Here is a 26,828-nt window from a genome sequence, read left to right as displayed (position 1 = left end):
ACCCAGCACCCTCCAAGATCAGAGAGATGCAGACTGTTCCGACCTGTCCGACCCTGCCCTACGACACGCCGTTCGACCTCAGGAAAGTCCGGTCAGCAGTTCCGTAACGATGATCTTGTCGTAGGGGGCGTGGTCCGCGTCGCCGATGGCGCCGTCGCCGGTGACCACCCGCACTCGGTCGTAGCTGGTCTCGGCCAGGGCRCGGCGGGCGTGGTCAGTTCGAGCTGACCGAGCATCATCGCCACCACGGTCGGCACGGAGATGCAACTGGCGGGCCGGTCTGCGCCGGGCTTGATGGTGATCGCCTTGTTGGCGTACGCCTCCTCGACCGAGGCCGCGGGAACGAACCGGTGCCGGGGAACGGCCCGAAACGCCTGCTCGATGCGCTCGGAGCGCAGGTGACCAGCGGTGCGGATGTTGCTGATCATCTGCTCGCGCAGGTCCTCGGGGCGGGTGCTGGTGGCGTTGGTCATCCGGTTCCTTCGTGTGTGTACTTGCGGATACGGGCGAGTGCGTTGGTCCGGCCGTGGGCGGGACGGTGAGCAGGCAGGCGTCCCATCCGGTGCCCGGCGGCAGATCGGTGAGCGCGATTCCGGCGTCGCCTTCCAGCATCCCCCTCACCTCCGATAGTTTTCGGGCCGCCTGGGCGCGGCGGTGACGCCAGCGGTGTTCCAACCGGGACAGGACCTCGGCGAATTCGCCGCCGGGTTCGGTGTCGGCGAGTATCCGGCGGGAGACGTGCACCAGCCCGGCCCAGCCGTGGCACAGCGAGTCGTCGCCGAGTTGGGCGAGTTGAGCCTCGTCGGTGAGACACGCGACGAGCGTGGCCTTGGCGTCGGCCACCCTGTTCGGGGTGTCCAGTGCCTGGGCGGTCAGGTGGCGGGCGCGGGCCAGGCCGGGGGCGCCGTAGCACCAGGACGGGCGTTGCGGACCCGGCTGGTCGGCGGCGGCGTTGACCCATTCGAGTCCGGTCAGCCCGTTGATYAGGTCGAACTCCCGCAGCGCGGGCAGTTCGCCGCGGTCGATCCGCTCGTGCGCTGCCTCCAGGCGGGTGCAAGTGATCGCGGCGATGTGCTCGTCGAGGGTGTGCAGTGCGCCGGTGTAGACGGGCTGGCCGGCGGTGCGCAGCACGAATGCGACCGCCGGGGCGCCCCGGTACAGGCCGGCGCCCGTGTCCGCGGCCACGGGTTCGGCGGTCATGGCCTTGACCCATTGGTGGGCGGTGGCCCAGTCTCCGATCCCGGCGCGGGCATAGGCGATGTGCAGCAGCGCCAGCCCGGCGGCCCCGTCTGCCAGGGATTGACCCCCGCCGGGTGCGGGATGGTGCTCGGGCGGTGGCGTGTACGGGTCGGTGTAGGTCACCGGGCACCACTGCTACGGCGGGCTCGCCAGGTGAGCGCGGCTTGCCGGGCCAGGCGGCGGCAGGTGCGTTCGCTGTCCCGGTTGATGCCGACGGCCCGGTTGTGGTGCATGTGCAGCAGCGACTCCGGCACCACGTCGGTGTTCGCCTCCGGTGGCAGCGCCTTGTGGTAGCTGGCCAGCGCGTCGGCGCGGTTGTCCCACGCCGGCCCGATGTCGATGGTCCAGCCGGACAGCGACCACAGCCCGGCCGGGTCGGTGGCGAGCTGGGTCGCTCGCTCGGCCACCGCCCGGTCGAGGGCCGCAGCGGCAGCCGGGGCCGGCCGGGCGGCCAGTCCATCGCCTCGTTGGGATCGCCGAAGAACCCGCTGACGATGCCTACCATGTTCGCCACCACCAGCCCGAGGTCGACCTCGGTGGTGGGCTGGTGCCGCAGCAGGGCGGCCATGGTGGCGGAGTCGGCGGCGAAGACGTTCTCCGCGGCGTCCAGTGCCTCGCCATGCCCGTAGCGGCCGACTTCCGGGGAGTAGGTGTCGATCACCAGCCGCCCGGCCAGTCCTGCTTGGCGCATCCGCTGCGCCCACTCCCCGACCGCGTTCGAGTACTGCGCATAACAGTCGGGGGTAGTGCGCAGCCGCAGGCGCAGGTGGTCTGTCTCCTGTCGGCTGCGGTATCGCAGCCACCAGCACGCGGGTGTGTCGAGCGTGGCCAGCAGGCCGGGAAGCGCCTCGGCGACGATCTCGCCGATCCGTTCGGGATGGGTGAACAGCTTCGCCGAGAGCCAGGTGGCGTCCGGGGCGCCGGGCAGGTGCCCGTGTGTGTTCGTCACGACGGGTAGGAGGCCGTGCAGCGGGCCGGGTGCAGCGGGGCAGATGGTGACCGGGGGCAGCGCGATTTCGTGGGCGTGGCCGTCGATCCACCCGTAGTCGGCCGCCGGGGTGGCCGCGTACAGGATCGCCTGGCCGTGCCGTTTGAGGTGGGCGTGCAGGAGGGTGGCGTGGGCGGGCTCGTTGAGGGTGAGGCGCAGCGTGCGGTCCGCGTCGCGGAGCTCGACCACGTCAGGGCAGTCCCAGCGCAGTCCCAGCGGCGCCGCCACCGGTCGAGTACCTGCCTCCACTGGCCGGGACCGGCCTGGCCGGGTGGGAGGTCGTCGGGGGGCAAGCCGCCCCTGGGCCGGGGACAGGACGGTGCGCCGGTAGCGCACCCGTGGCAGGAACGGCAGCCGGACGCGCGGTCCCCAATCGAACTGGTACCAGGCGGCGGAGAACGCCCTGGCAGGTGTGCCAGGAACCGGGCCAGCGGCGGGGGCTGTTTGTCCCGTGCGAGCGCGTGGAACACCTGCGGCTCAACCACTTGACGACGCGAGATGCTGACCAGGTGCAGCCGGTCGCGGGTCGCGGTGATGGCCAGGTCGTCCATCGTGAGCAGGCTGTCGTCGCCGGGCTGGCGGTGTTCGCCCAGCGGGAGCACGTGGTCGAGGTAGGCCGGGACGCGGCAGACGTTCTCCGCGTGCGGGTACAGCGGCCCGAAGGACATCTGCACCCGCAGCGCCCCGGCGGTGGCGGCGGGCAGTGCCCGGTACGCCCGCGCCAGGCCGGACCCGGTGGCCGTCGGGGTGAACCGGCTGGTGAGGGTGCCGGCGGAGCGGGCGGGCGCGACGGTGAGCAGGAAGTCGCCCCGATCCAGTGCTTGGGTGGTGGCGGCGTGGATGCGGGCGGACAACTCTACGTGTGGCGGGATGTACCGGTCGTCAAACGTTTCGCCGGTCAGCTCGCCGATCACGTCGTCGGTCAGGATGATCTCGCGGGTGCCGTCGGCCATCGCCTGCCAGGTCAGCACCAGCAGCCGCTCGTCGCGCTCGGAGATCCCCGGTGGCGGCGTGGGCAGCACGCTCCCGCGATACCCCACCGGATACCCACGCAGTCGCACCTGAACGGCTCCCGCTCCGGGCCTGCACCGCGCCGTGCCGTCACCAAACCGGGTCAGCTAGTAAAACCTTTGGCTTCCTATTGAAATCTAGGCCGAAAATAGGATGTCATACTAAAATCTTCGATGACACCCGACAGCGGGGACGGGCTGTCGTACCTCGTGTCGTGTATCAGGCGTCGTGTACCAGACCGGGTAGCGCCATCGGGTAGGTCGTCGAGACGTTCCGCCCAGTTCCTTCGTGTACCCACAGTGACCGAGGGCGAGTGACTCCATAAGAGCTTACGAAGCAGAACGTCATTATCTCGCCCGTTTTGGCGGTGTACTGACCGGTTGATGGCGCCAATGCGGCTCTCGATAAGCTCGGGTCACGGCCAGGCGATAACACGGTGCGTATCGATCGGGCGGGTACGTCGCCCACCGGGATATGCCGCTGCTGGCCTACCCGGGAGCGGATGGTAATGTCCGCCTTGTCCTAGTCCGCTGTTCTGGCAAGCAGCGGGTCCAACTGACCAAGGCACATCGCGGTTCTCGGTGCTGGCGCGCTCCGGGAAGGTAGGCGATCGTGCTGGGGGGTGGCGCGGTCTGAGCATGACAGGTGGAGCAAACCGTGACATGCCCTGCCGGGGACACGCCCTCGGTTGATTTTGTATCCGCTGCGCCCGTGGTCGAGCTGGACCGGCCATACAGCCAGCAGCGCTGGTCGCTGATGCTCCCGCACCGTGATCGGCTCATCCACATAGCCCGTAGGCGGTTGCCGAGCAAGGCCGACGCGGAGGACTGCGTACACGAGGCATTCATCCGCGCCRCCGGATTTCGGGATCTCGACGCGAGCCGGGTCGGGCAGTTTCTGACGACGACGGTGCTACGTCTCTGCGTTGATCACCATAGAGCTCGTCAGCGTGCGGAGCGGGCGGTCGTGCGCGGCTATCTGCAGCCGTGGGAGCCGGCCCCGGACGACGCCGTCTGTGACCRTGCGGAAGCCCGCTGGCTGCTGGCCCGGGCCGGGGGACTGCAGGGCCGGGAGCGTGAGGTGATCATGGCTCGGGCGGCCGGGAAGAGTACCCGGGAGGCGGCCGCGGATCTGGAGATCAGTCTCAAGGCGGCCGAGGGAGCGTTCACCCGCGGACGTGCCCGTCTTATTTCCTTCTCTCGGAACTGATGCTCCGCAGCCGCAGGCCCCGCGGGGTCGGGTGGAAACCGGCGCGCTCCAGGGCGGCACCCAGGGCGCTGCCGACGATCGTCTGGCCGTCCGCCTTCTCCACCGTGAGCCTGCCGAGCAGGCCGTCCCGCACGGCGCGGGCCAACGCCTCCACCGCCGGGGCCATCCGATGGTCGTCCTCGGTCCATGACAGCAGGGAACGGCCCCCGCGTTCCACGTAGAGGATGAGTTCCCCGTCGATGATGACGACCATCGCGCCCGCCTTGCGCCCCGGCCGGTGGCCGGCGGCGCCGTCCGCGTCATCCCCCGGTCGGGTCGGCCAGGGCAGCGCGGCACCGAACGGGTTGGCCGGATCGGCCGCGGCCAGGACGACGGCCTGCGCGGACGATGAGCTCGGTGGGCCGGCCGCCGGCTGCGCCCAGGCCGGGGCCGCCTCGGCGTCCCGCTGTGCCGCGGCGATGGAGCGCAGCCGATCGACCGCTCCCGGGACGGCGAACTGGGCCGCGCCCAGGGACTCGACGAAGTAGCCCCGGCGGGCGCGGCCGGCGTCCTCGAAGGCGCTGAGGACCCGGTAGACCCCGGCGAACCCGCCCGGGTGCCGCTCGCCGGTCACCGCGCCGCGGGTGACGATGCCGTGGCGCTCGAGCAGCGCCTCGGCCAGCGCGTGGGCGCGCCGGGTCGGGTCGGTGTCCCGCTCGGGCAGCAGCGACCAGCGGCCGGCGGCCGTCGGGGGGCCGGCCCGCCGCGGCATCGCCGGCCGTCCGTACCGTGCCGCCCGGGGACGGGGGGCACGGTACGGACGGCCGGCGGAACCCAGCAGGGCACGCAGCGGGGCGAGGGTGTCGTTGGTTACCCGCCCCGCCCAGACGAGATCCCAGAGCGCGGTAGCGAGCGCCGTGTCGTCGAGCGAGCCCATCCGGTCGGACAGCGCCCGGAAGAACAGGGCCGCCCCGCCGGTGAGCGCGTCGAGAATCGCGGTGTGCAGCGGACCCGAGGCGATCTCCGGGTCGGGCGGAGGCAGCAGCAGGGGCGCGGTGTCGGCGAGGACCAGGGTCAACCAGCCGTCGTCCCCGGGCAGCCCGCCGGCGCCAGCCCAGTGCACCTCGCCGGCGGAGCACAGCTCGTCGAGCATCGTCGGTGAGTAGTCGGCGACGCGGGCCGGGAGGACGAGCTGTTCCCATGCGCTCGCCGGGATCAGCGCGCCCTGCAGCTGCTCGACGGCGCGCAGCACACCGTCCACCCCCCGGCCACGTCCGCTGGTGACCGACTGCCAGGCCGGCAGGAAGGCACCGAGGGTCCGGGGCGGCACCGCCTCGACCTCCTTGCGCAGGGCGGCCAGGCTGCGTCGTCGCAGCGCCCGCAGCACGCCCGCGTCGCACCACTGCTCACCGCCGCGGTCGGGATGCAGCTCACCGCGGACGAGGCGGCCGCTGCGGACCAGCCCGTCCAGGACACCGGCGACCACCGCCGTGCCCAGCCCCAGCCGGGCGGCCGGTTCCTCGGTGTCGAACGGTCCGTGGGTACGGGCATAGCGGGAGATCAGGTCGCCGAGAGGGTCACGCACCGGTTCGGTGAAGGCGTCGGGAACTCCCACCGGCAGCGGTACGCCCAGGGCGTCGCGCAGCCGGCCGGCGTCCTCGATCGCGACCCACCGCTCCTCGCCGGCGATACGGACCCGCAGGGCCCGGCGGGTCTGTTCGAGCTCGGCGAGCCAGCCCGGGGTGGCACCCCGGGCGACCGCCTCCTCGGTCGTGAGGTCACCGAGCATTCGCAGCAGGTCGGCCACTCCCTCGACATCGCGGGCGTGGCGGTCCGGGGCGAGCCGCGTGAGCTGGGCGGCGACCTGCGCGAGCGCCGCTGGATCGATCAGCTCCCGCAGGTCCGCCTCGCCGAGGAGCTCGGCCAGCAGGGAGCTGTCCAGCGACAGCACCTGCGCCCGGCGTTCGGCCAACGGTACGTCCCCGTCGTACATGAAGGCGGCGACGTAGCCGAACAGCAGGGCGGAGGCGAACGGAGACGGGGACGGCGTCTCCACCTCCACCACCCGCAGCGTGCGGGCCGACACCTCGCGCATCAGCTCCGCGAGCGCCGGAACGTCGAACACGTCCTGCAGGCACTCTCGCATGGTCTCCAGCACGACGGGGAAGCTGGCGAACGTCGCGGCGACGGACAGCAGCGCTGCGCTGCGCTGGCGCTGCTGCCACAGCGGGGTCCGCCGCCCCGGGGTCCGGCGGGGCAGCAGCAGGGCCCGCCCGGCGCACTCGCGGAACCGGCTGGCGAACAGGGCGCTGCTCCCGATCTCCGCCCGTACGATCGCGTCGATCTCGTCCGGCTCGAACAGCGCGAGATCGGCGCCGGGCGGCTCGGCGGCATCCGGGATCCGGGCGACGATGCCGTCGTCGGTGTGCATGATCTGGACGTCGACCCCGTACCGCTCGCGCAGCCGGGCGCCCAGGGCGAGCGCCCAGGGCGCGTTCACCGGAGCACCGAACGGGGAGTGCACCGCCAGGCGCCAGTCGCCGATCTCGTCCCGGAAACGCTCCACGACGATCGTCCGATCGTCGTGGAGACGGCCGACGGCAGCCTTCTGCTCGTCGAGGTAGCGCAGCAGGTTGGCGGTGGCCCGGTCGTCGAGGCCGGCGGCCCGGACGCGGTCGGCCGCCGCCTGCGCCGGCAACCTGGTGATCTCGCGCAGGAACGCGCCGAGCGCGCGGCCGAGTTCGGCGGGTCGGCCTGGGGCGTCGCCATGCCAGAAGGGGAGCCGGCCGGGCCGTCCCGGAGCCGGCGTCACCAGGACCCGGTCGGCGGTGATCTCCTCGATGCGCCAGCTGGATGAGCCGAGGAGCACCACGTCGCCGACCCGCGACTCGTAGACCATCTCCTCGTCGAGTTCCCCGACCCGGCTGGAGCGCTCCCCGACGAGGAAGACGCCGAACATGCCCCGGTCGGGAATGGTGCCTCCGCTGGTCACGGCGAGCCGCTGGGCGCCCGGGCGGGCGGTGAGGATCCCGGTGACGCGGTCCCAGGTGATGCGGGGGCGCAGCTCGGCGAACGTGTCGGAGGGGTAGCGGCCGGCGAGCATGTCCAGGACCGCCTCAAAGGCGGAGGTCGGCAGCGTCGCGAACGTCGCGGTGCGCCGGACCAGCGCGCCGAGCTCGTCAACGTGCCAGTCCTCCATCGCCGTCATTGCCACGATCTGCTGCGCCAGCACGTCGAGGGGGTTGCGCGGGTACCGCAGCCGCTCGATCGCCCCCGAGCGCATCCGCTCGGCGACCACGGCACATTCGAGCAGGTCGCTGCGATGCTTCGGGATGATGACGCCGCGACTGGCGGCGCCGACCTGGTGGCCCGCGCGGCCGGTGCGCTGCATCCCGGCGGCGACGCTCGGCGGGGACCCGATCTGCACGACCAGGTCGACGGCTCTCATGTCGATGCCGAGTTCCAGGCTGGAGGTCGCGACGACCGCGGGCAGCCGGCCAGCCTTGAGATCCTCCTCGATTCCGGCCCGTTGCTCGCGGCTCACGCTGCCGTGGTGGGCCCGCGCGATCTCCGGCCAGCCCGCCGTGCCGCCGCCTTGGCCCGAGGCGCCCATCAGCGCCGCGGGGGACGTCCGGCCGGCTTCCCCCGGCCCGTCCCCGGCCACGGATTCGTCCGCGGCGGTGGCCGCGGCGAGCCGCTCGGCGTACAGCTCGTTCAGCCGGGCGCAGAGTCGCTCCGCGAGCCGGCGCGAGTTGGCGAAGACGATGCTGGCGGAATGAGCCAACACGAGGTCGAGGACACGCTGCTCGACCGCCGGCCAGATCGACGCTCGGTGCGGGGCGGAGGCCGCCGAGCCGTCCGGGGACCCGTCGAGGAGCTGTCCGCCGAGCTGGGTCATGTCCTCGACCGGCACCACGACGTCGATCTGGAGGGTCTTGGCCGCGGGCGGGCGGACTACCGCCACCGGGGCCGTTCCGCCCAGGAATCGGGCGGCCTCCTCGACCGGCCGCACCGTGGCGGACAGGCCGATCCGCTGGGCCGGGGTGTCCAGCAGGGCGTCCAGACGCTCCAGGCTCAGCGCGAGGTGGGCGCCGCGCTTGGTGCCCGCCACCGCGTGGACCTCGTCGACGATCACTGTCCGGACGCCGCGCAGCGACTCCCGCGCGGCACTGGTGAGGATGAGGAAGAGCGACTCCGGGGTGGTGATCAGGACGTCGGGGGGCCGGGTGCCGAAACCGCGTCGTTCGGCGGCGGGGGTGTCGCCCGACCGCAGACCCACGGTCACGTCCGGCTGGGGCAGACCGAGCCGTTGCGCGGCGGAGCGTATCCCCGCGAGCGGTGCCCGCAGGTTCCGTTCGACGTCGACGGCCAGCGCCTTGAGTGGRCTGACGTACAGCACCCGGCAGCGCCGGGTGGGCTCGGCCGGCGGCGCCGAGCGGGCCAGGGTGTCCAGCGACCACAGGAAGGCGGCCAGTGTCTTCCCCGAACCCGTGGGTGCGACGACCAGCGCGTTGCCGCCGGTGCGAATCGCCTCCCACGCGCCCCGCTGGGCGGGGGTCGCGGCGGTGAAGGCCGCGCCGAACCAGCTCCGGGTCGGGGCGGAGAACGCCGTGAGCGGATCCGGCGGATCGGGGGAAGCGAAGCTGGGCACGTTGACCAGTCTGCGTCGAGGGACCGACAACCTTCCGCCGGTGTGGTTCATGACGGGCCCGCCGTGGGGCCCGGCCTCGACCCGGTCGTGCTTCCCGCGGTCGTGCTTCCCGCGGTCGTGCTTCCCGCGGTCGTGCTTCCCGTGGCCGCGGTTCCGCCGGTGGGGACCCCCGGTGGGGATCCCCGACCAGGACCCCCTTGGGTGGTCCCGTCCCGTCCGGACGGTGCACACTGGCGAAGTGCGGTTGACCGAGTTCTGGGCGAAGATGAACACACGGTTCGGTTCCGCGTACGCGGAGTCGTTTGCGCGTGATCATGTGCTGCCCGGTCTCGGTGGCGCGACGGTCGAGGTGGCCCTGGCCCGTGGTGACGATGCCAAGACCGTCTGGCGGGCCGTGTGCGAGGAGTTCGATGTGCCGGCGCGGGAGCGCTGAGCCACCGTCCGGCGTGTCGTCGGGTCGTCGAACGCATGTTCGTCTAGAGTCGTCCTCGTGCGGCTACTTGTCCACAGATCATCCTCGACTCTCGAAACTGTCGGACCCACGGCCTAACGTCATCCTCGTGGCCAAGACTCGACGACCTCAGCATGGAGTAACTCCAATGGCAGGACTCGACCGTGAGAAGGCGTTGGATAACGCCTTGGCGCAGATCGACAAGCAGTTCGGCAAGGGATCGGTCATGCGGTTGGGGGACGACACCAGGCCGCCGGTCCAGGCCATCCCCACCGGTTCGATTGCTCTGGATGTCGCGCTCGGCATCGGCGGGCTGCCGCGGGGGCGCATCATTGAGATCTACGGCCCGGAGTCGTYCGGGAAGACGACCGTCGCCCTGCACGCGGTGGCGAACGCGCAGGCGGCTGGTGGTATCGCGGCGTTCATCGACGCCGAGCACGCGCTCGACCCCGAGTACGCGGGAAAGCTCGGCGTCGACACCGACGGTCTGCTGGTCTCCCAGCCTGATACCGGCGAGCAGGCGTTGGAGATCGCGGACATGCTCGTCCGGTCTGGCGMGCTGGACATCATCGTCATCGACTCGGTGGCCGCGCTGGTCCCGAGGGCCGAGATCGAGGGCGAGATGGGGGACAGTCACGTCGGCCTCCAGGCCCGCCTGATGTCCCAGGCCCTGCGCAAGATGACCGCGGCGCTGGCGAACTCCGGTACGACCGCGATCTTCATCAACCAGTTGCGCGAGAAGATCGGGGTGATGTTCGGCTCCCCGGAGACCACGACCGGTGGTAAGGCACTGAAGTTCTATGCGTCGGTGCGCCTCGATGTCCGTCGTATCGAAACTCTCAAGGACGGCACGGAGGCCGTGGGTAACCGGACCCGCGTCAAGGTGGTGAAGAACAAGGTGGCGCCGCCGTTTCGGACCGCCGAATTCGACATCGTCTACGGAGGCGGTATCAGTCGGGAGGGTTCCCTGATCGACATGGGTGTCGAGCACGGCATTATTCGTAAGTCCGGTGCCTGGTACACCTACGACGGCGATCAGCTCGGCCAGGGCAAGGAGAACGCCCGGTCTTTTCTGCGGGACAACCCCGATCTGGYGAACGAGATCGAAAAGAAGATCAAGGAGAAGCTCGGCATCCTGCCCAGTCTCGAATCCGATGCCGTGGCGCCCGTTCCGGTCGATCTGTAGCCGATGGCAGGAGCAGATCCGGGGAATRCCGCGGCCGGTCCGTCATTCGCCCGGACGGTGGTCGTGGTGGACGGGGGGCCGCGGCCGAAGGATCCGATCTCGGTCGCGCGGGAGATCTGTCTGCATCAGCTGGCGACCAGAGCGAGGAGCCGAGCGGAGCTTGCGGCGACCATGCGGCGACGGGGGGTCACCGATGAGATCGCCGCTGTGGTCCTCGACCGGTTGGCCGCCGTCGGTCTAATCGACGACGAGGCCTTCGCTGCCGCCTTCGTCTCCTCCGCTCGGGCCCGTCGTGGGCTGGGTAGGCAGGCCCTGGCCACAGAGCTGCGTAAGCGGGGAGTGGATCCGGACACCGTCGAGGCCGCCATGGCGCTGGTCGGAGCGGACGACGAGGAGGAGAGCGCCCGCGAGCTCGTCCTTCGTCGGCTGCGGTCGATGGACCGCCTGCCCGAGCAGGTTCGTACCCGAAGGCTCCTCGCCATGCTGACCCGAAAGGGCTATCCGGTCGAACTGGCGGTCCGGGTCGTGAGCGAGCAGGTCGCTCAGGGGCCCGACGGCGGAGGTCGGATGGGCTGGGTGGTCGATGGCGACGAAGACGACGGCTCGGTGTGAGTGGTGGGGAGATTGAGCCTGGGCCGTCAATGTGCCCTTATTTCTTGACCAGGGATTGTGCGAGACCTAGTCTTTCTTGAAAGGTGACAGGACTCCCGCGGCGACGCGGTCTTGATAGCTCGTCCAACTCACACGGAGGCAGCCGCTGCGCGTGGGTGCTCGAAGGCGGTATGCCCGCCGGCCGGTCGACGTTGGATTGGCCGGTTCGGGAGGCCGTCCGGGCTCMATATCGCAATGGCGTAATCCGCGTGCTGCCCCTCTACGGCTGTGATCGTGCCGAGACGAGGGTCCTTCGCCGCTCCAGCCCGCCTGTGCGGGTCCGACGGAAGCGGAGGGAGCAGCGATGGAGGGCGTCCTCGTCGTCCTGTTGTCACTCGTACTTGTTGTCCTGAGCGTTCTGATCCTCGCCGTGGCGCGGTTGGTCCGGGCGACCCGGGTCGACAAGGTACCCGACCCCGCTCCGGTGGTGCCCCGAACCCCGGCCGCCCGGGGCGTCGGGGACGTGACGGGTCCGGCGGACTTTGACGAGGAGCCGACGGTCCGGGTCCTGCCCGCCCCCTGGGAGGGTTCCGGTGCTCCGGCCACGACGGACGCCGACTCACCCGCCGATCGGGACGGCACCGCCGCGCGGACCGGGGATTCGGCCGTGACCGCCGGTCGCTCCGACGGCGGCCTCCGCGCGGCTCATGGTGGTAGCGCGGAGGAGGCGGCGCAGATTGTGGCCCGAGCCGAACGGGAGGCGGCGGAACGGTTGGCGCGGGCTGAGCGGGATGCCGCCGAGATCCGGCGGCGCGGCGAGGAGGATGTCGCCCTACTGCGCGAGCGGATGCTCGCCGAGGCGGCGGTCGAAACCTCGCGAGTCCAGGCCGCGGCGAGAGAGTCCGTCCGCGCCGAGCAGGAGGCCGCCCGGACCGAGATCGCCGCGACTCGGGCGGCGTTCGACGGTGAGCAGCAGGCCTGGCGGACGGAACTGCAGAGCCGGGAGGTTGCGATAGCCGCCCGGGAACAGCGCGTCGAGGACCGGATGGCCAGCCTCGACGATCATGGTCGCCGGCTGGCGGACCGCGACCGCGACCTGCTCGACCGGGAGAACGACCTGACCCGTCGGACGGCCGAGGTGGCCGACCTCGAACGTGCCCGTCATGCCGCGCTGGAGCAGGTGGCCGGGCTCACCGCCGGGCAGGCCAGGGGAGAGCTGATCGCCGTCATCGAGCAGGAGGCCCGGCGGGAGGCGGCGCTGACGGTCCGCGAGATCGAGGCCCGGGCCGAGGAGGAGGGTGAGGAACGCGCCCGCAGGATCGTGACCACCGCCATCCAACGGGTCGCGTCCGACCAGACCACCGAGTCCGTCGTGACGGTCCTGCATCTTCCCGGCGATGAGATGAAGGGCAGGATCATCGGGCGGGAGGGGCGCAACATTCGGGCTTTCGAGTCCGTCACCGGGGTCAACGTGCTCATCGACGACACGCCCGAGGCGGTGCTGCTGAGCTGCTTCGATCCGGTGCGTCGCGAGGTCGGTCGCATCACGCTGGCGGCTCTGGTGTCCGACGGCCGGATCCATCCGCACCGCATCGAGGAGGAGTACGCCCGCGCCCAGCTCGAGGTGGCCGAGCGGTGCGTGCGGGCGGGCGAGGACGCCCTGCTTGAGACCGGCATCTCCGAGATGCACCCCGAGCTGGTTAACCTGCTGGGCCAGTTGCGTTACCGAACCAGCTACGGCCAGAACGTGCTCGCGCACCTGATCGAAAGCGCCCACCTCGCCGGAATCATGGCCGCCGAGCTGCGCATGCCGCTTCCACTCGCGAAACGAGCGGCTCTGCTGCACGACCTCGGCAAGGCGCTCACCCACGAGATCGAGGGCTCTCACGCGTTGATCGGGGCGGATGTGGCCCGTCGCTACGGTGAGGACGAGCAGGTCGTGCACGCGATCGAGGCCCATCACAACGAGGTCGCACCCCGCTCGATCTGCGCGGTGCTGACCCAGGCCGCCGACCAGATCTCCGGTGGCCGGCCTGGCGCCCGCCGCGACAGCCTGGAGTCGTATGTGAAACGGCTCGAGCGCATCGAGCAGATCGCCGGTGACCGTCCGGGTGTCGACAAGGTGTTCGCCATGCAGGCCGGCCGGGAGGTGCGTGTCATGGTCGTGCCCGAGGAGATCGACGATCTCGCCGCCCATCTGCTCGCCCGGGACGTCGCCAGGCAGATCGAGGAGGAGCTCACCTATCCGGGTCAGATCCGGGTGACCGTCGTGCGCGAGACCCGTGCGGTGGGCACCGCCCGCTGAGCCGGAACGCGGCCGCCGAGGCGGCGGTCCTGGCTGCGGTCCAGCCATCGGGCCAGCAGCGACAGCAACCCGTTGGTGACGATGTACATCACCGCCATGACGGTGTAAATGGGCAGGGCGTACCTGCTGCCCAGATACTCGACCGCCCCGCGCCCCGACCGCAGCAGCTCGCTGTAGGCGATGACGTAGCCCAGCGAGGTGTCCTTGAGCAACGTCACCAGCTGGCTCACCAGCGTCGGGCTCATCCGCCGGATCGCCTGGGGAAACTGGATGAGGCGGAAGATCTGGACCGGCCGCAGCCCGACCGCCGCCGCGGCCTCCGTCTGCCCCCGGTCGACCGACTGGATCCCGGCGCGGAAGATCTCGCTGAGCACCGCCCCGTTGTAGGCGGTCAGCCCGATGACCAGGGCCCAGAACGCCGAGAGCCGCCAGCCGAGCGCCGGCAGACCGAGGTAGGCGAACAGGATGAGCATCAGGACGGGCAGGCTGCGGAACAGCTCCACCAGCAGCGTGGCCGGGATGCGTACCGCCCGGCGCCGGGACAGCCGGGCCAGGGCAAGCAGGGTCCCCACCGCCGAGGCGAACAGCATCGCGGTCAGCGCGGCGCGCAGCGTGTCGAGCAGCCCGTTCCACAGCAGGGTGCGTAGCGCCGGCTGATCGACGAAGACACTCCAGCGCTTGCCGTCGAGCTGGCCAGAGTCGGCGAGGCGGAGCACCGCCAGCGTGACCAGCCCGACGAGGACAGCGGCGGCCACCACGCTCGCGATCAGGATGCGACGCCGACCACGCGGACCCGGTGGATCGGCCAGGATGATCTCGGTGCTCATTGCGCCCTCGCCACCCGTCGTTCGGCCAGGGACAGCCCGGCTGCCAGCACCACGGTGAGGATCAAGTATGCCACCACGCCGCCGAGCAGCACGGCGATCACCGCGTCCGGATTGGCGGTCGTGAGCCGTTGGACCATGCCGGTCAGCTCTTGGACGCCGAACGCCGCGGCGATCGAGGTGTTGCGGATCAGTGCGCTCACCACGCTGCCCAGCGGTTGCAGCACGTTGCGGAACGCCTGCGGAAGAATGATCATTCGTAGTGTCTGGGAGAAGGTCAGGCCCAGCGCACGAGCCGCTTCGGCCTGACCGAGGTCGACCCCATTGATCCCGGAACGCACCGCCTCGCAGACCAGCGCGGCGTGATAGATCGAGAGCGCGACCACCGCGAACGTGAAATACGAGAAGACGATGTCCAGCTGTGGCAGGACGAACACCACGAAGAAGAACACGACGGTCAGCGGGGTGTTGCGGACCGTCTGCACGTAGGCGGTGCCGGTCCAGCGCAGCGGGGGCACGGGGGAGACCCGCATCGCCGCGAGGACGGTACCGAGGATCAGCGCAGCCACGGACGCGAACAGGCTTAGCCCGACCGTCCGGCGGAAGCCCTCGGCGAAGATGTCGAGGTTGTCGATGACGGCGTCGATCGCTGTCCTCCCTCATGCGGTGGCGGGTGGACGACCGGTCGGCGCGGGTGAGGCCGACCGGTCGTGCCCCGAGCGATGATCGGCGGATGCCGTTCAGCCGGTGCCGGTCACCTGATATCGATCACCTGCTACCGGTCAACGGCCGCCGCTCAACGGCCCTCGACCCGCGGAGCGGATCAGGACGTGTACCGGTCGACGGCCGGGGGAGTGGGCACGGTCGGCTCCACCTTGCCGAGGGTCGAGGTGTACGCCTTCTCCCAGCGCCCGTCCTTGTAAGCGGCCTCGAGCGTGTCGTTGATGAAGTTCCGGAACGCGTCGTCACCCTTCTTGAGGCCGATGCCGTAGGGCTCCTTCGTGAAGGTGCCACCCACCACCTTGAAGGCGTCAGGGTCCTTGTCGACGAGACCCAGCAGGATGCCCTTGTCCGTGGTGACCGCGTCGACCTGACCGTTCTTCAACGCGTCGGCGCACTTGCTGTACACATCGAACAGCACGAGCTGGGCGGTGGGCGCCACCCGGCGGATGTTCTCGGCCGGCGTGGATCCGCTGACCGAGCACACCTTCTTGCCGGCAAGGGTGTCCTTGCCGGTGATGTCGGTGTTGTTCTTCGAGACCATGATGGACTGGCCGGAGACGTAGTACGGCCCCGCGAAGTCGACGACCTTCTTTCGTTTGTCGTTGATTGTGTAGGTGGCCACCACGAGGTCGACCCGGCCCTGCTGGATGAAGGGTTCACGGTTGGCCGACACTGTCTCCACGTAGGAGACCTTGTCGCGCGGGATGCCCAGGGCATCCGTGACGATCTTCGAGATCTCGACGTCGAAGCCCTCGGGCTGGCCGCTGAGGTTCTTCAGCCCGAACAGGTTCTGGTCGAACTTCGTCCCGATGATGATCTTTCCGGCGTCGTGCAGCCGGGCCATGGTGGTGCCGGCGGTGAAGGTCACCGAGGGGGTGGGTGTCGAGGTGTCATCGCCGCTGCTCCCACAGGCACTCAGTCCGAGGGCGGCGAGCAGCGTCGCGCCGGCGAGGAGCGCGCCGCCGCGCCTGCGGCGGCGTTCGCGTGACATCCCGCCGGAGCTCCCGTTGGGATGCCCGGCGGCGGGGCGTCGCGTCCGGCTGAACGGTGTACGCATGACCGATCCTCTCGCAGTGCTCCGGACCGCGGGTCCGGAGCAGGTGATCTGGCGTCGGGTGGTGTGTGTCCCCCTGAGGAACTGCGTCCCTCTGGTGGTGCGTGCCTGCTGGTGGTGCGTGCCTGCTGGTGTGCCTCCGGGTGCCGGCGGCGCGGTGGGCGGTGGGCGTGACCGGGTCGGGTCGGTGGAGGTTCAGTGCTGCAGGACCYGGGCCAGGAAGTCCCGGGCGCGCTCGGTCCGCGGCGCGGCGAAGAAACTCTCCGGCGGGGCGATCTCGAGGATGCGACCGTCCGCCATGAAGGCCACCCGGTCCGCGGCGGAGCGCGCGAATCCCATTTCGTGGGTGACGACGATCATGGTCATGCCGCTGGTGGCCAGCGACCTCATCACGTCCAGCACCTCGGAGATCATCTCTGGGTCGAGCGCCGAGGTCGGTTCGTCGAAGAGCATGAGCACGGGATCCATCGCCAGCGCCCTGGYGATGGCGGCGCGCTGCTGCTGGCCGCCGGAGAGCTGGCGGGGCAACCGGTCCGCCTTGTCGGCGATCCCCACGCGTTCCAGTAGTTCCTGGGCCCGGGCGCGGGCCTGCAAGCGGTTGTGCCCCAGGACCTTGACCGGTCCCAGGGTGACGTTCTCGAGCACCGTCTTGTGCGCGAAGAGGTTGAACGATTGGAACACCATTCCAACCCGTGATCGCATCCGGGCGAGCTCACGGCTCTCCGTGGGCAGGGGACGGCCCTCGAAGAGGATCCGGCCCTCGTCGATCGTTTCCAACCGGTTGACGCAGCGGCACAGGGTCGACTTCCCCGACCCCGAGGGCCCGATGATGATGACGACCTCGCCCGCCTCGACGGACAGGTCGACGTCGGCCAGGACCCGGTTGTCGCCGAACGACTTCCCGACGCCTTCCAGAGTCACCAAAGGCATGTCGACCTCCCGACACAATGGCGGTGTGGTGTTGGGCCGAGCGTCCCGGCGGCCTCATGATGGAACGGCCAGGCGCGCGGATCAGTCGTGGAGCCGACAGCTGGAGCGGTCGTCTCGCGCGGATTTCGGCGCACTGACGGGAACATTCGAGAATAGTATCCCTGCAGCTATGCAAATATATCGAGCGGGGTGTTGCCTGATATCTCGGGCGGTGTCCAGGCCGGGGTGGGGCGCCTCAGCTCCCGACGGGGAGGGTCCCGGCCCCGCAGGAGAGGCGGCCCGCGACGCGATCCCGTCCCCGCCGGACCCAGCCCAGACCCCAACCCAGCCCAGACCCCAACCCAGCCCAGACCCCAACCCAGCCCAGACCCCAGACTCGACCCCGGACCCGGCTACGGCCCGGTGCACGCGCCGTAGGCTGGTCGGGTGAACGGCCGCAGCTACGAGGTCCGCACGTTCGGGTGCCAGATGAACGTCCACGACTCCGAACGGCTCTGTGGGCTGCTGGAATCCGCCGGCTACTCCCCGGTCGATCCCGGCGGCGAGGCGGATGTGGTCGTGTTCAACACCTGCGCGGTGCGGGAGAACGCCGACAACCGCCTGTACGGCAACCTCGGCCAGCTAGTCCCGGTGAAGAAGGGCCATCCGGGCATGCAGATCGCGGTCGGGGGCTGCCTCGCCCAGAAGGACCGGGCCGCGATCCTCGACCGGGCGCCCTGGGTTGACGTGGTCTTCGGCACGCACAACCTGCACCGACTGCCCGTGCTGCTGGAGCGCGCGCGGCACAACGCGGCGGCCCAGGTCGAGATCGCCGAGGCCCTGGAGGTCTTCCCGAGCTCCCTGYCGACCCGGCGGGCCAGCCATCACTCGGCCTGGGTCAGCATCAGCGTGGGATGTGACAACACCTGCACCTTCTGCATCGTCCCCAGCCTGCGTGGCCGCGAGCGTGACCGCCGGCCGGGCGACGTGCTCGCCGAGGTCGAGGCCCTGGTCGCGGAGGGCGCCCTGGAGATCACACTGCTGGGACAGAACGTCAACTCCTACGGGCGCTCGCTGGGCGATCCCGGTGCCTTCGCGAAGCTGCTGGCCGCCTGCGGTCGCGTCGACGGTCTCGAACGTGTCCGATTCACCTCACCGCATCCGCGCGACTTCACCGACGACGTCATCGAGGCCATGGCGACCACCTCGAACGTGTGCCACCAGCTGCACATGCCGTTGCAGTCCGGGTCGGACACCGTGCTGCGCCGCATGCGCCGCTCGTACCGTCGGGACCGTTTCCTCGGCATTGTCGAGCGGGTGCGGGCGGCCATGCCCGACGCGGCCATCACCACCGACATCATCGTCGGCTTCCCTGGCGAGACCGAGGCGGACTTCGCCGATACCCTCGACGTGGTGCGGGCGGCCCGGTTCTCCGGCGCCTTCACCTTCCAGTACTCGCCTCGCCCGGGCACCCCGGCAGCGACCATGGACGCCCAGGTGGACCGGGCGACCGTGGCCGACCGGTATACCCGGCTGGTGGCCCTGCAGGACGAGATCTCCTGGGCGGAGAACCGGGCCCTGGTCGGCCGGCGGGTCGAGGTGCTGGTCTCGGAGGGGGAGGGGCGCAAGGACGGCGCCACCGGCCGGATGTCCGGYCGGGCTCGGGACGGACGGCTCGTGCACTTCCGCGCGGACGAGGCCGCGAGCTCGTCCACCGGCTCGGGCCCGAGGGCGGGCGGCGCCGCGCCCGCGGTCGCGGTGGCGGTCGCGCCTACGGTGCGCCCGGGCGACGTCGTCGAGACGGTGGTGACGCGGGCAGCACCCCATCACCTCACCGCCGACGGCCCCCTGCGGTCCCACCGGGCGACCCGTGCGGGGGACGCGTGGGCGCTCGGGCGTGACGGTGACGGTGGCGGTGCGGCAGCCGCGCAGCAGCCGGCAGACGGACGGCCGATCGTCACCCTGGGCATCCCGTCCCTGCGGCCGTCCTCGCCCGATCCCGTCGGCCCGGCGTCGGCCGACGCGGCGTCGGCCGGCGCGGACGCCTGCTGTACTCCGGTACGTCGATGACCCTCGTCGCCGCCGCGGTCTGTCCTCATCCTCCGTTGCTGGTTCCCGAGGTCGGCCGTGGTGAGCCGGTCGAGGCGCGGGCCGTCGCGGTGGACGCGGTGCGCCTGCTGTGTGCCGCCGAGCCGGACACGATCGTGGTGGTGGGTGACGCGGCGACCGAGGTGTCCTACGGCCCCGCCGCGTCCGGGTCGCTGGCCGGCTTCGGGGTGGATCTCCGGGTGGATCTTGGCCCGACCGCGCCGGCCCCCGAGCCGTCGTCCGTCCTGTCGTCGCCCGCTCTACCGTTGTCGATCACGATCGGCGCCTGGCTGCTGGGCGTCGTCGGTTGGCCCGGCGCCCGCACCGCCGTCGGGGTGCCCGCGGAGATCTCCCCGGACGGGGCCGTCGCACTCGGATCGCGGCTGGTCGCGGGCTCCGCTCCGCAGGAGCGCCTCGCCCTGCTCGTGATGGGCGACGGCTCGGCCTGTCGCACGCTGAAGGCTCCCGGCGGGTTGGACCCACGGGCCGCGGCGTTCGACGCGACCGCCGCCGCGGCGCTGGCCGCAGGGGATCCGGCCGGCCTGCTCGCCTTGGACCCGGGGTTGGCCCGGGAGCTGCTCGCCGCGGGCCGGGCGTCCTGGCAGGTCCTGGCCGGCGCCCTGCTCGCCGCGACCCGGGACGGCCCGGGCCCGGCGTCCCCGGGCCCGGGGTCCCTGGGCCCGGGGTCATGGAACAGTGACCTCCGGTATGACGACGCGCCGTATGGTGTCGGCTATCTGGTTGCCCTCTGGACACGGGATGTTGCCGAGCGAGGATGAACGGGCAGGAGGAACCGCGCCGGGGACCGGTGGTGGCGGTCGTGGGGCCGACCGCCGGCGGCAAGAGTGACCTCGGCATCGAGATCGCGCTCGCCCTCGGCGGCGAGGTGGTGAACGCGGACTCGATGCAGCTCTACCGTGGGATGGACATCGGTACCGCCAAGGTTCCCGAGGCGGAGCGTCGCGGGGTGCCCCACCATCTGCTCGACGTGTGGGACGTGACGCATCCCGCGGACGTCGCGAGCTTCCAGGCGGACGCCCGCCGGATAATCGACGGCCTGCTCGCCGCCGGGCGCATTCCGGTGCTGGTCGGCGGTTCCGGGCTCTACGTCCGCGCGGTTCTTGACAATCTTGCCTTCCCGGGGACCGATCCGGGCGTCCGGGCGCGGTGGGAGGAGGAACTGGCCCGCGTCGGCGCCCCGGCGCTGCACGACCGGCTGGCCGCGCGGGCGCCGCAGGCCGCCGCGGCGATCCTGCCCAGCAACGGCCGGCGGATCGTGCGTGCCCTGGAGGTCGTCGAGCTCACCGGAACCTTCACGGYCACCCTGCCGGAGCACCGCTCGGTCTATGAGGTCGTGCAGATCGGCGTGGATCGCCCCGATCTCGACCAACGGATTGCGGACCGGGTGGAGAAAATGTGGGGTGCTGGTTTTCCTGACGAAGTGCGAAGGTTGGTGGAATGCGGCCTGCGGGAAGGCCGAACCGCGTCTCGCGCACTGGGATATGCCCAGGTTCTGGCCTGGTTCGACGGCGCAATGGACTCCGCCGAACAGRCCAAGCTCGCCACAATTACGGCGACGCGGCGCTTTGCCCGTCGACAAAGATCCTGGTTCCGGCGGGATAACCGGATAGCCTGGTTGGACCAACCAGATGTCACCCAGGTGCGACGGCTGGTGGGTTCGCTCTGACGGGTGATCGGCCGACCGGGTCGGGGTCGATCGGGGCCGCCGCCAATGCGCGGCGTCGCCGGTGACCGGTGCGCGGCGGCCGGTCCCGCACGGCGTCTGGAGAGATCGATGTGACCGCGCCCACCTCTGATGCTGGTACCCCACCCGACGATGCTGGTACCCCACCCGACCTGACTCTCGTCCCCGCGCTCTATGCCGCCTTCGACGATGGTTCTCTGCGGCTGCACTTCCAACCGGAGGTCGACCTGCGCAACGGGTCGGTGCCGGGGATGGAGGCCCATCCGCGGTGGCTGCACCCGGAACGCGGGGTGCTGGGTCCGGCGGATTTCATGCCGATCGCCGCRGCCGCGGGCCTCGTCCATCAGGTGGACCAGTGGGTGCTGCGGATGGCCGTGACCGAGGCGCGCACCTGGCATCGGATGGCGGTCGGGACGCCGATCCGCCCGCCCCGGTTGTGGGTGAACATCGATGGCCGCCAGCTTGCCAGCCTCGCCTTCGCGGCCGAGGTCGACCGGCTCGTCTCGGGCCGGGTGCTGCCGGCCGGGGCGATCGGCCTTGAGTTCAGCGAGCAGACCCTCGGACTCGCCGCGCCGATGGTGCCCCGGTTGCTGACCCGGCTGCGTGCCCTCGGGGTGGCGATCGCCGTCGGGTCCTTCGGCACGTGGCTGGGCTCGTTGGCCGTGCTCGACCAGCTGCCGTTGAACCTCGTCAAGATCGACGGTCTGTTCCTGCGGGCGACGATGAAGGACCTCGAGGGTGAGGCCGTGCTCGCGGCCATCGTCCGGCTTGCCCACCAACGCGGCCTGCCCGTCGTCGCCGACGATGTCGACACCGCGCGCCTGGCGTCCCGGGTGGTGGATCTCGACTGCGATCGCGCCATCGGACCGGTGTTCTGTCCGCCGGTGCCGGTGGAGGACGCTCGGATGATCGCTCTCGGGCGAGGCCGGCCCGACCGCTGGTACAAGCCGTCGCATTCCGACGACCGGATGCGGGAGTGGGCGCGGGCCGCAGCCGGCTGACGCCGCCGCGGGAGCCCGGTCGTCAGGTGCCGAGCGGCATCCCCCGTACGATCGGCGACGTGCGGGACGAGCTGGAACTGCGATTCGTCAAGGGCCACGGGACGGGCAACGACTTCGTCCTGCTGCCGGATCCCGACGGGGACCTCGACCTCACCGCGGACCTGGTGCGCGCGCTGTGCGACCGACGGACCGGCATCGGGGGCGACGGGGTGCTGCGGGTGGTGCTCTGCGCCGCGGTTCCCGAGGCGGCCGGTCTGGCCGGCCGGGCGCGCTGGTTCATGGACTACCGCAATGCTGACGGTTCGGTTGCCGAGATGTGCGGTAACGGCGCCCGGGTGTTCGCCCGCTACCTCGTCGACGCCGGATACGCCCAGCCCGGACGGTTCCACGTCGCGACCCGCGCCGGGTTGCGGCTCGTCGAGGCCGCGGTGGACGGTGACGTCACGGTCGACATGGGACCGCCGCGGATCATCGACGGACCCGGGGCCCCGGTCACCGTCGCCGATCGTGACTTCACCGCGACCGCGGTCTCGATGGGTAATCCGCACGCGGTCTGCTTCGCCGGCGACCTGGACGTCGCCGGGCTGCGTCGGCTCGACCTGACCCGACCACCGTCCTTCTCCCCGGTTGACTTCCCGGACGGGGTGAATGTGGAGATCGTCGTCGACCGGCCGGCTGGGGTGGCGATGCGGGTGTTCGAACGTGGGGTCGGGGAGACCGCGTCCTGCGGCACCGGTGCCTGCGCGGTCGCGGTGGCCTGGGCGGCCCGGCGAGGTGCCCGGCCGGCGGGTGCGCCGTGCCTGCGCGGTCGCGGTGGCCTGGGCGGCCCGGCGAGGTGCCCGGCCGGCGGGTGCGCCGGTCGAGGTCGAGGTGGATGTGCCCGGCGGCGGCCTGGTCGTGATCTGGCAGCCGGAGACCGTGCTGTTGCGAGGGCCCGCCGAGCTGGTCTTCGACGGCGTGCTGCGCCGTGCGGAGGCCCACGACCCGGTCGGGTGAGGTGTCCGTTTCCTRCAAGACCCGGCCCGCCTGCCTGCCCTACGGTGCCCTCATGCCACCATCGTTCACCCTGACCGGTGTGATCGTCGCTGATATGGCCCGGTCCCTGGCGTTCTACCGCCGGCTCGGCCTCGACCTGCCCGCCGGGGCCGACGCCCAGCCGCACGTCGAGGTGCAGCTGCCCGGCGGTCCGCGCCTCGCGTTCGACAGCGAGGCGACCATCCGATCCTTTGATCCGCGCTGGTCGGCGGGTACCGGCTCGCCGCGGGTCGGGCTGGCCTTCGCCTGCGACACGCCGGACGAGGTCGACGAGGTCTACGCCGACCTCGTCGGCGCCGGTCACGCCGGCCACCTTCCGCCCTGGGACGCCTTCTGGGGCCAGCGGTACGCGGTCGTGCTCGATCCAGACGGCAACCACGTCGACCTCTACGCCCCACTGCCCGTAGCGGCCGCGACATCCGCGACATCCGACACCGAGACGTCCAGCTCGTCCTGAACGTTGACATTTCGGATGAGGTGAGTCGGCGGAACTCCGGCGAGCGCGCGTACCTCCCGGGCGAGGTGCGCCTGGTCGGCGTAGCCGGCCTCGGCCGCCACGACCGCGAACGGGATGCCGGCCCGCGCCGCGTGCAGGGCGTCCTGCATCCGGAGGATCCTGGCGAGCGTCTTCGGGCCATATCCGAAGACACGCCGGCAGCGACGCAGCAGCTGGCGTTCGCTCAGCCCGACTGTGCGCGCGAGGTCGTCCACAGGCGCCCGGGCGCGGGCACCCGCCAGAACGGCGGGAACCAACCGGTCCACGAGCGCCGGGTGAACGGGCCGGGCGGCGATCGACGACTCGAATGCGACCAGGGGATCAGCGGCCATGGCGAGCCGCTCGGCGAGTCGCTGCGCCGGTCCGTCGCCCCACAGGTCGGTGAGCGGGACGCGTTGGTCGCGCAGTTCGTCCGCGGCCACTCCGAGGTGGGATGGTCCAGAGCCCGAGTCGAAGCGGAGCCCGACGTGCCGCACGCCTGGTGCCCAGCGCACCAGCTTCGCCGCCGTGTCCGGCCCCGCGACGATCAGATTGGCGTCGGAACTCCAGATGATGTCCATGCATCCGTCCGGCAACACTCGCCGACTGCCCACCACACCTGTGCGCTCGGTGCGCTCGGTGCGGTCCGAGGGTCCGGTGCGGTCCGGATGCCGGTCCGCCGTCGTCCGCGTGGTGTCCGGGGGGTGTCCAGGGGGAGTCGGGCGGCCCGAGCTGTCCCAGATCGTCGCGGCGAGGCGGTGGGCCCGTCTTTCGTGGTACTCGTGGTACACGTCGCAGAGGCTACGTCGGCGGGGCGGCAAAACGGTTCGCGATCGACGTGGTGACGTGGGACCCTGGTTGGCGACGGGATTCGCCGGGAAACGAGGGGGAGGCGCGCCACGAGTGCGGCAGGGTCTTCCGGTCCGGCGGATCCTCCTCGGGCCACCGGGTCGTGGGGCCCGGCCGGAGCAAGCGGCACGGAATGATCGCGGAATGGTGCGGTAGCGGGCCGCGTTGAGAACGGATGGTATGACACTTCCTGYTGACGCCTTCGATGCGTCCACTCTCGACAGATCCCTCATCAAGCCGACCGAAGCCGATTCGTCTTACCTGCCGAACTTCTTCGACGATTCTGGGGACGGTTTCGACCTGGAGGATCGCGCCGCGTTGCGGCGGGTTCCCGGTCTCGCCACCGAGCTCGACGACGTCACCGAGGTCGAGTACCGGCAGCTGCGGCTGGAGCGTGTCGTCCTCATCGGCGTATGGACGTCGGGTTCCCCGCGGTCGGCCGAGAGCTCCATGGCGGAGCTCGCGGCGCTCGCCACGACCGCCGGTTCGGTGGTGCTCGACGCGCTCGTGCAGCGTCGCGACCGGCCGGATGCCGCGACTTACGTCGGTTCGGGCAAGGCCCGCGAGCTCGCCGAGGTCGTCGCGGCGACCGGCGCGGACACGGTGGTCTGCGATGGCGAGCTCACCCCGGGTCAGCTGCGGCAGCTGGAGGAGGTCGTCAAAGTAAAGGTCATCGACCGGACGGCCCTCATCCTGGACATCTTCGCCCAGCACGCGACCTCTCGCGAGGGCAAGGCCCAGGTCGAGCTCGCGCAGTTGCAGTACATGCTGCCCCGGCTGCGTGGGTGGGGTGAGTCGATGTCGCGGGCCGCGGCCAGTGGCGGCGGCCGGGCGCCCATCGGTACCCGTGGTCCCGGTGAGACGAAGATCGAGACCGATCGTCGGCGGCTGCGGGCCAGGATGGCGCGGTTGCGCCGCGAGCTCGCCGCGATGACGACCGTGCGGGAGACCAAGCGTTCCGCCCGGCGGCGGGGTGAGGTCCCCAGCGTGGCGATCGCCGGTTACACCAACGCCGGTAAGTCGTCGCTGCTCAACCGGCTGACCGGCGCGGGTGTCCTGGTCGAGGACGCGCTGTTCGCCACCCTTGATCCGACCGTGCGGCGGGCGACCCTGCCGGACGGCCGGGCCTTCACCCTGACCGACACCGTCGGATTCGTCCGGCATCTGCCGCATCAGATCGTCGAGGCGTTCCGCTCGACGCTGGAAGAGGTCGCCGATGCCGATCTCATCCTGCACGTTGTGGACGGATCATCGCCGGAGCCGGCCGCGCAGATCTCCGCCGTGCGCGAGGTTCTCAACGACATCGACGCGGGCGGCGTTCCCGAGCTGATCGTCGTCAACAAGGTGGACGCCGTGGAGCCGACGGTCGTCGCGGGGTTGCGCCAGCTCGCCCCGGACGCCGTGTTCGTCTCGGCACGCACGGGCGAGGGGCTGGCCGCGCTGGTCGACGCGCTCTGTGCCCGGGTGCCGCATCCCGACGTGGAGATGCGCGTGCTCGTGCCCTACACCCGGGGCGACTTGGTCTCCCGGGTGCACGCGAACGGCGAGGTGCTCACGATGGAGCACACCGAGACCGGTACCCGGCTGTCCGCCCGGGTTTCCTCGGGACTCGCGGCGGAGCTGCACGCCTACCGGGCCTGAGCCCAGGAGYGATCAGACGCGAGGCAACCCGGCCGGCCGCCCGCCGGGCGGCCGGCCGATCCACATCAAACCCTGCGGAGCACAGCCACGATCCGGCCGAGGATGGTCGCATCCTCACCGGGGATGTCGGCGAAGGCCGAGTTCTCCGGATGTAGCCAGATCTTGCCGTCCCGAACCCGCAGACGCTTGACCGTCGCCTCCCCGTCGATCATTGCGGCGACGATCTCCCCGTTGTCCGCGACCGGCTGCTGGCGGACGACCACCCAGTCACCGTCGCAGATCGCCGCGTTGATCATCGAGTCGCCGACGACCCGGAGCAGGAACAGAGTGCCCTCGCCGACGATCTCCCTGGGTAGCGGGAAGACGTCCTCGACCGCCTGCTCGGCCAGGATCGGGCCACCGGCGGCGATCCGGCCCAGCACCGGCACGTAGGCCGCGTCCGACTTGCTTCCTTCGGTGGTGCCCGGCGCCGCCTCACCGACGATGGGAATCGTGCCCGCCACCGTCGTCGCGCCCGCGCCCACATCCGCGCGTTGCCGGGGGTGCTCGACGGTCAGCACCTCCATCGCTCTCGGGCGGTTCGGGTCCCGCCGCAGGTAGCCCTTCTCCTCGAGCACCTTGAGCTGGTGAGCCACACTACTGGTGCTGGTGAGGCCGACCGCCTCACCGATCTCCCGCACGCTGGGCGGATATCCGCGCCGCTCCACCGCGGCCCGGATGACCTCCAGCACCCTGCGCTGCCGGGGGGTCAGGCCCGCGTCCGTGGGGCCTTCGGGAAAGGCTCGCACGTTGCCGCGGGTTCCGCCCCGGCGCGTACCCCTGCCTTGGCTAGTCATCGCTTACCGCTCTCCTCGTCGCGTTTTTCTTCCGCCGTGCGGCCACCGGCCGGCCGGCGACCGCACGGCGGACCGTCC

Annotated in this window: 22 protein-coding genes and 1 pseudogene; 13 read left to right on the top strand and 10 right to left on the bottom strand. The window is 71.1% G+C overall.

Annotated elements, in window-relative coordinates:
- Positions 1-78 precede the first annotated feature (78 nt).
- Entirely contained in the window at positions 79-1,362 is a 1,284-nt protein-coding gene (locus tag KBI5_RS12105) for a lanthionine synthetase LanC family protein (protein ID WP_011437908.1), read from the bottom strand.
- Positions 1,359-1,694: a lantibiotic dehydratase C-terminal domain-containing protein gene (locus KBI5_RS12100; protein WP_347272496.1), complete on the bottom strand. Its 336-nt coding sequence runs from the start codon at positions 1,692-1,694 to the stop codon at positions 1,359-1,361. The genes KBI5_RS12105 and KBI5_RS12100 overlap by 4 nt, the downstream gene beginning before the upstream one ends.
- 48 nt (positions 1,695-1,742) lie before the next feature.
- On the opposite strand from KBI5_RS12100, the gene KBI5_RS28390 reads away from it, so the two are divergent.
- The gene (locus KBI5_RS28390) at positions 1,743-1,868 is read left to right on the top strand and encodes a hypothetical protein (protein ID WP_277870097.1); all 126 of its coding nucleotides are present in this window, start codon (positions 1,743-1,745) and stop codon (positions 1,866-1,868) included.
- A 316-nt stretch (positions 1,869-2,184) separates the two neighbouring features.
- Here KBI5_RS28390 and KBI5_RS12090 read toward each other — a convergent pair whose 3' ends face one another.
- Positions 2,185-3,288, bottom strand: coding sequence for a lantibiotic dehydratase (locus KBI5_RS12090; protein WP_157902487.1), 1,104 nt, complete (start codon positions 3,286-3,288; stop codon positions 2,185-2,187).
- Between the two features lie 661 nt (positions 3,289-3,949).
- Here KBI5_RS12090 and KBI5_RS12085 point away from each other — a divergent pair.
- Positions 3,950-4,447: a sigma-70 family RNA polymerase sigma factor gene (locus tag KBI5_RS12085; protein ID WP_241882835.1), complete on the top strand. Its 498-nt coding sequence runs from the start codon at positions 3,950-3,952 to the stop codon at positions 4,445-4,447.
- Here KBI5_RS12085 and KBI5_RS12080 read toward each other — a convergent pair.
- The gene (locus KBI5_RS12080) at positions 4,425-9,128 is read right to left on the bottom strand and encodes an ATP-dependent helicase (protein WP_085015277.1); all 4,704 of its coding nucleotides are present in this window, start codon (positions 9,126-9,128) and stop codon (positions 4,425-4,427) included. The genes KBI5_RS12085 and KBI5_RS12080 overlap by 23 nt on opposite strands.
- 187 nt (positions 9,129-9,315) lie before the next feature.
- Between KBI5_RS12080 and KBI5_RS12075 the strand changes: the two genes are divergently transcribed.
- The 4 genes from KBI5_RS12075 to rny all read left to right on the top strand — a co-directional run bounded on the left by KBI5_RS12075 (position 9,316) and on the right by rny (position 13,610).
- Entirely contained in the window at positions 9,316-9,510 is a 195-nt protein-coding gene (locus tag KBI5_RS12075; RefSeq protein WP_011437904.1) for a DUF3046 domain-containing protein, read from the top strand.
- Between the two features lie 166 nt (positions 9,511-9,676).
- Positions 9,677-10,714 (top strand): recombinase RecA, encoded by a 1,038-nt coding sequence (gene recA, locus KBI5_RS12070; RefSeq protein WP_085015274.1) that lies wholly within the window; start codon positions 9,677-9,679, stop codon positions 10,712-10,714.
- A gap of 3 nt (positions 10,715-10,717) precedes the next feature.
- Complete coding sequence (recX, locus tag KBI5_RS12065) at positions 10,718-11,326, top strand: recombination regulator RecX (protein ID WP_085015273.1); 609 nt, start codon at positions 10,718-10,720, stop codon at positions 11,324-11,326.
- A 343-nt stretch (positions 11,327-11,669) separates the two neighbouring features.
- Entirely contained in the window at positions 11,670-13,610 is a 1,941-nt protein-coding gene (gene rny / locus KBI5_RS12060) for a ribonuclease Y (protein ID WP_011437901.1), read from the top strand.
- Here the strand turns inward: rny and KBI5_RS12055 are convergent.
- The 4 genes from KBI5_RS12055 to KBI5_RS12040 all read right to left on the bottom strand — a co-directional run bounded on the left by KBI5_RS12055 (position 13,556) and on the right by KBI5_RS12040 (position 17,141).
- On the bottom strand, positions 13,556-14,437 hold the full coding sequence (locus KBI5_RS12055) for an amino acid ABC transporter permease (RefSeq protein WP_011437900.1): 882 nt from the start codon (positions 14,435-14,437) through the stop codon (positions 13,556-13,558). The genes rny and KBI5_RS12055 overlap by 55 nt on opposite strands.
- On the bottom strand, positions 14,434-15,081 hold the full coding sequence (locus tag KBI5_RS12050; protein WP_049760978.1) for an amino acid ABC transporter permease: 648 nt from the start codon (positions 15,079-15,081) through the stop codon (positions 14,434-14,436). Before KBI5_RS12050 ends, KBI5_RS12055 begins: the two co-directional genes overlap by 4 nt.
- A 176-nt stretch (positions 15,082-15,257) precedes the next feature.
- Positions 15,258-16,214: a glutamate ABC transporter substrate-binding protein gene (locus tag KBI5_RS12045; RefSeq protein WP_082456635.1), complete on the bottom strand. Its 957-nt coding sequence runs from the start codon at positions 16,212-16,214 to the stop codon at positions 15,258-15,260.
- Between the two features lie 192 nt (positions 16,215-16,406).
- Complete coding sequence (locus KBI5_RS12040; protein ID WP_085015272.1) at positions 16,407-17,141, bottom strand: amino acid ABC transporter ATP-binding protein; 735 nt, start codon at positions 17,139-17,141, stop codon at positions 16,407-16,409.
- Positions 17,142-17,567: 426 nt separating this feature from the next.
- On the opposite strand from KBI5_RS12040, the gene miaB reads away from it, so the two are divergent.
- The 6 genes and pseudogenes from miaB (at position 17,568) to KBI5_RS12010 (ending at position 23,406) form a co-directional block, all read left to right on the top strand.
- Positions 17,568-19,190: a tRNA (N6-isopentenyl adenosine(37)-C2)-methylthiotransferase MiaB gene (gene miaB, locus KBI5_RS12035; protein WP_085015271.1), complete on the top strand. Its 1,623-nt coding sequence runs from the start codon at positions 17,568-17,570 to the stop codon at positions 19,188-19,190.
- The gene (locus KBI5_RS12030; protein ID WP_011437895.1) at positions 19,187-19,987 is read left to right on the top strand and encodes a class III extradiol dioxygenase subunit B-like domain-containing protein; all 801 of its coding nucleotides are present in this window, start codon (positions 19,187-19,189) and stop codon (positions 19,985-19,987) included. Before miaB ends, KBI5_RS12030 begins: the two co-directional genes overlap by 4 nt.
- The gene (gene miaA / locus KBI5_RS12025; protein ID WP_085015270.1) at positions 19,984-20,895 is read left to right on the top strand and encodes a tRNA (adenosine(37)-N6)-dimethylallyltransferase MiaA; all 912 of its coding nucleotides are present in this window, start codon (positions 19,984-19,986) and stop codon (positions 20,893-20,895) included. The genes KBI5_RS12030 and miaA overlap by 4 nt, the downstream gene beginning before the upstream one ends.
- Before the next feature lie 110 nt (positions 20,896-21,005).
- Positions 21,006-21,914, top strand: coding sequence for an EAL domain-containing protein (locus KBI5_RS12020; RefSeq protein ID WP_011437893.1), 909 nt, complete (start codon positions 21,006-21,008; stop codon positions 21,912-21,914).
- A 59-nt stretch (positions 21,915-21,973) separates the two neighbouring features.
- Positions 21,974-22,910 (top strand): annotated as a pseudogene (gene dapF / locus KBI5_RS12015) (diaminopimelate epimerase).
- Positions 22,911-22,962: 52 nt separating this feature from the next.
- Positions 22,963-23,406, top strand: coding sequence for a VOC family protein (locus KBI5_RS12010; RefSeq protein WP_049761117.1), 444 nt, complete (start codon positions 22,963-22,965; stop codon positions 23,404-23,406).
- Here the strand turns inward: KBI5_RS12010 and KBI5_RS12005 are convergent.
- Positions 23,337-24,023: a helix-turn-helix domain-containing protein gene (locus tag KBI5_RS12005; RefSeq protein WP_347272495.1), complete on the bottom strand. Its 687-nt coding sequence runs from the start codon at positions 24,021-24,023 to the stop codon at positions 23,337-23,339. The two genes, KBI5_RS12010 and KBI5_RS12005, sit on opposite strands and share 70 nt — an antisense overlap.
- A gap of 430 nt (positions 24,024-24,453) precedes the next feature.
- Between KBI5_RS12005 and hflX the strand changes: the two genes are divergently transcribed.
- Entirely contained in the window at positions 24,454-25,914 is a 1,461-nt protein-coding gene (gene hflX / locus KBI5_RS12000; protein ID WP_085015269.1) for a GTPase HflX, read from the top strand.
- 65 nt (positions 25,915-25,979) lie between these two features.
- On the opposite strand, the gene lexA is transcribed toward hflX, so the two are convergent.
- Positions 25,980-26,750 (bottom strand): transcriptional repressor LexA, encoded by a 771-nt coding sequence (lexA, locus tag KBI5_RS11995; protein WP_011437888.1) that lies wholly within the window; start codon positions 26,748-26,750, stop codon positions 25,980-25,982.
- Positions 26,751-26,828 lie beyond the last annotated feature (78 nt).

This window comes from Frankia sp. KB5 (assembly GCF_002099325.1).
Classification (GTDB): Bacteria; Actinomycetota; Actinomycetes; order Frankiales; family Frankiaceae; genus Frankia; species Frankia casuarinae.
This window is presented reverse-complemented; position numbering and strand designations above follow the sequence as displayed.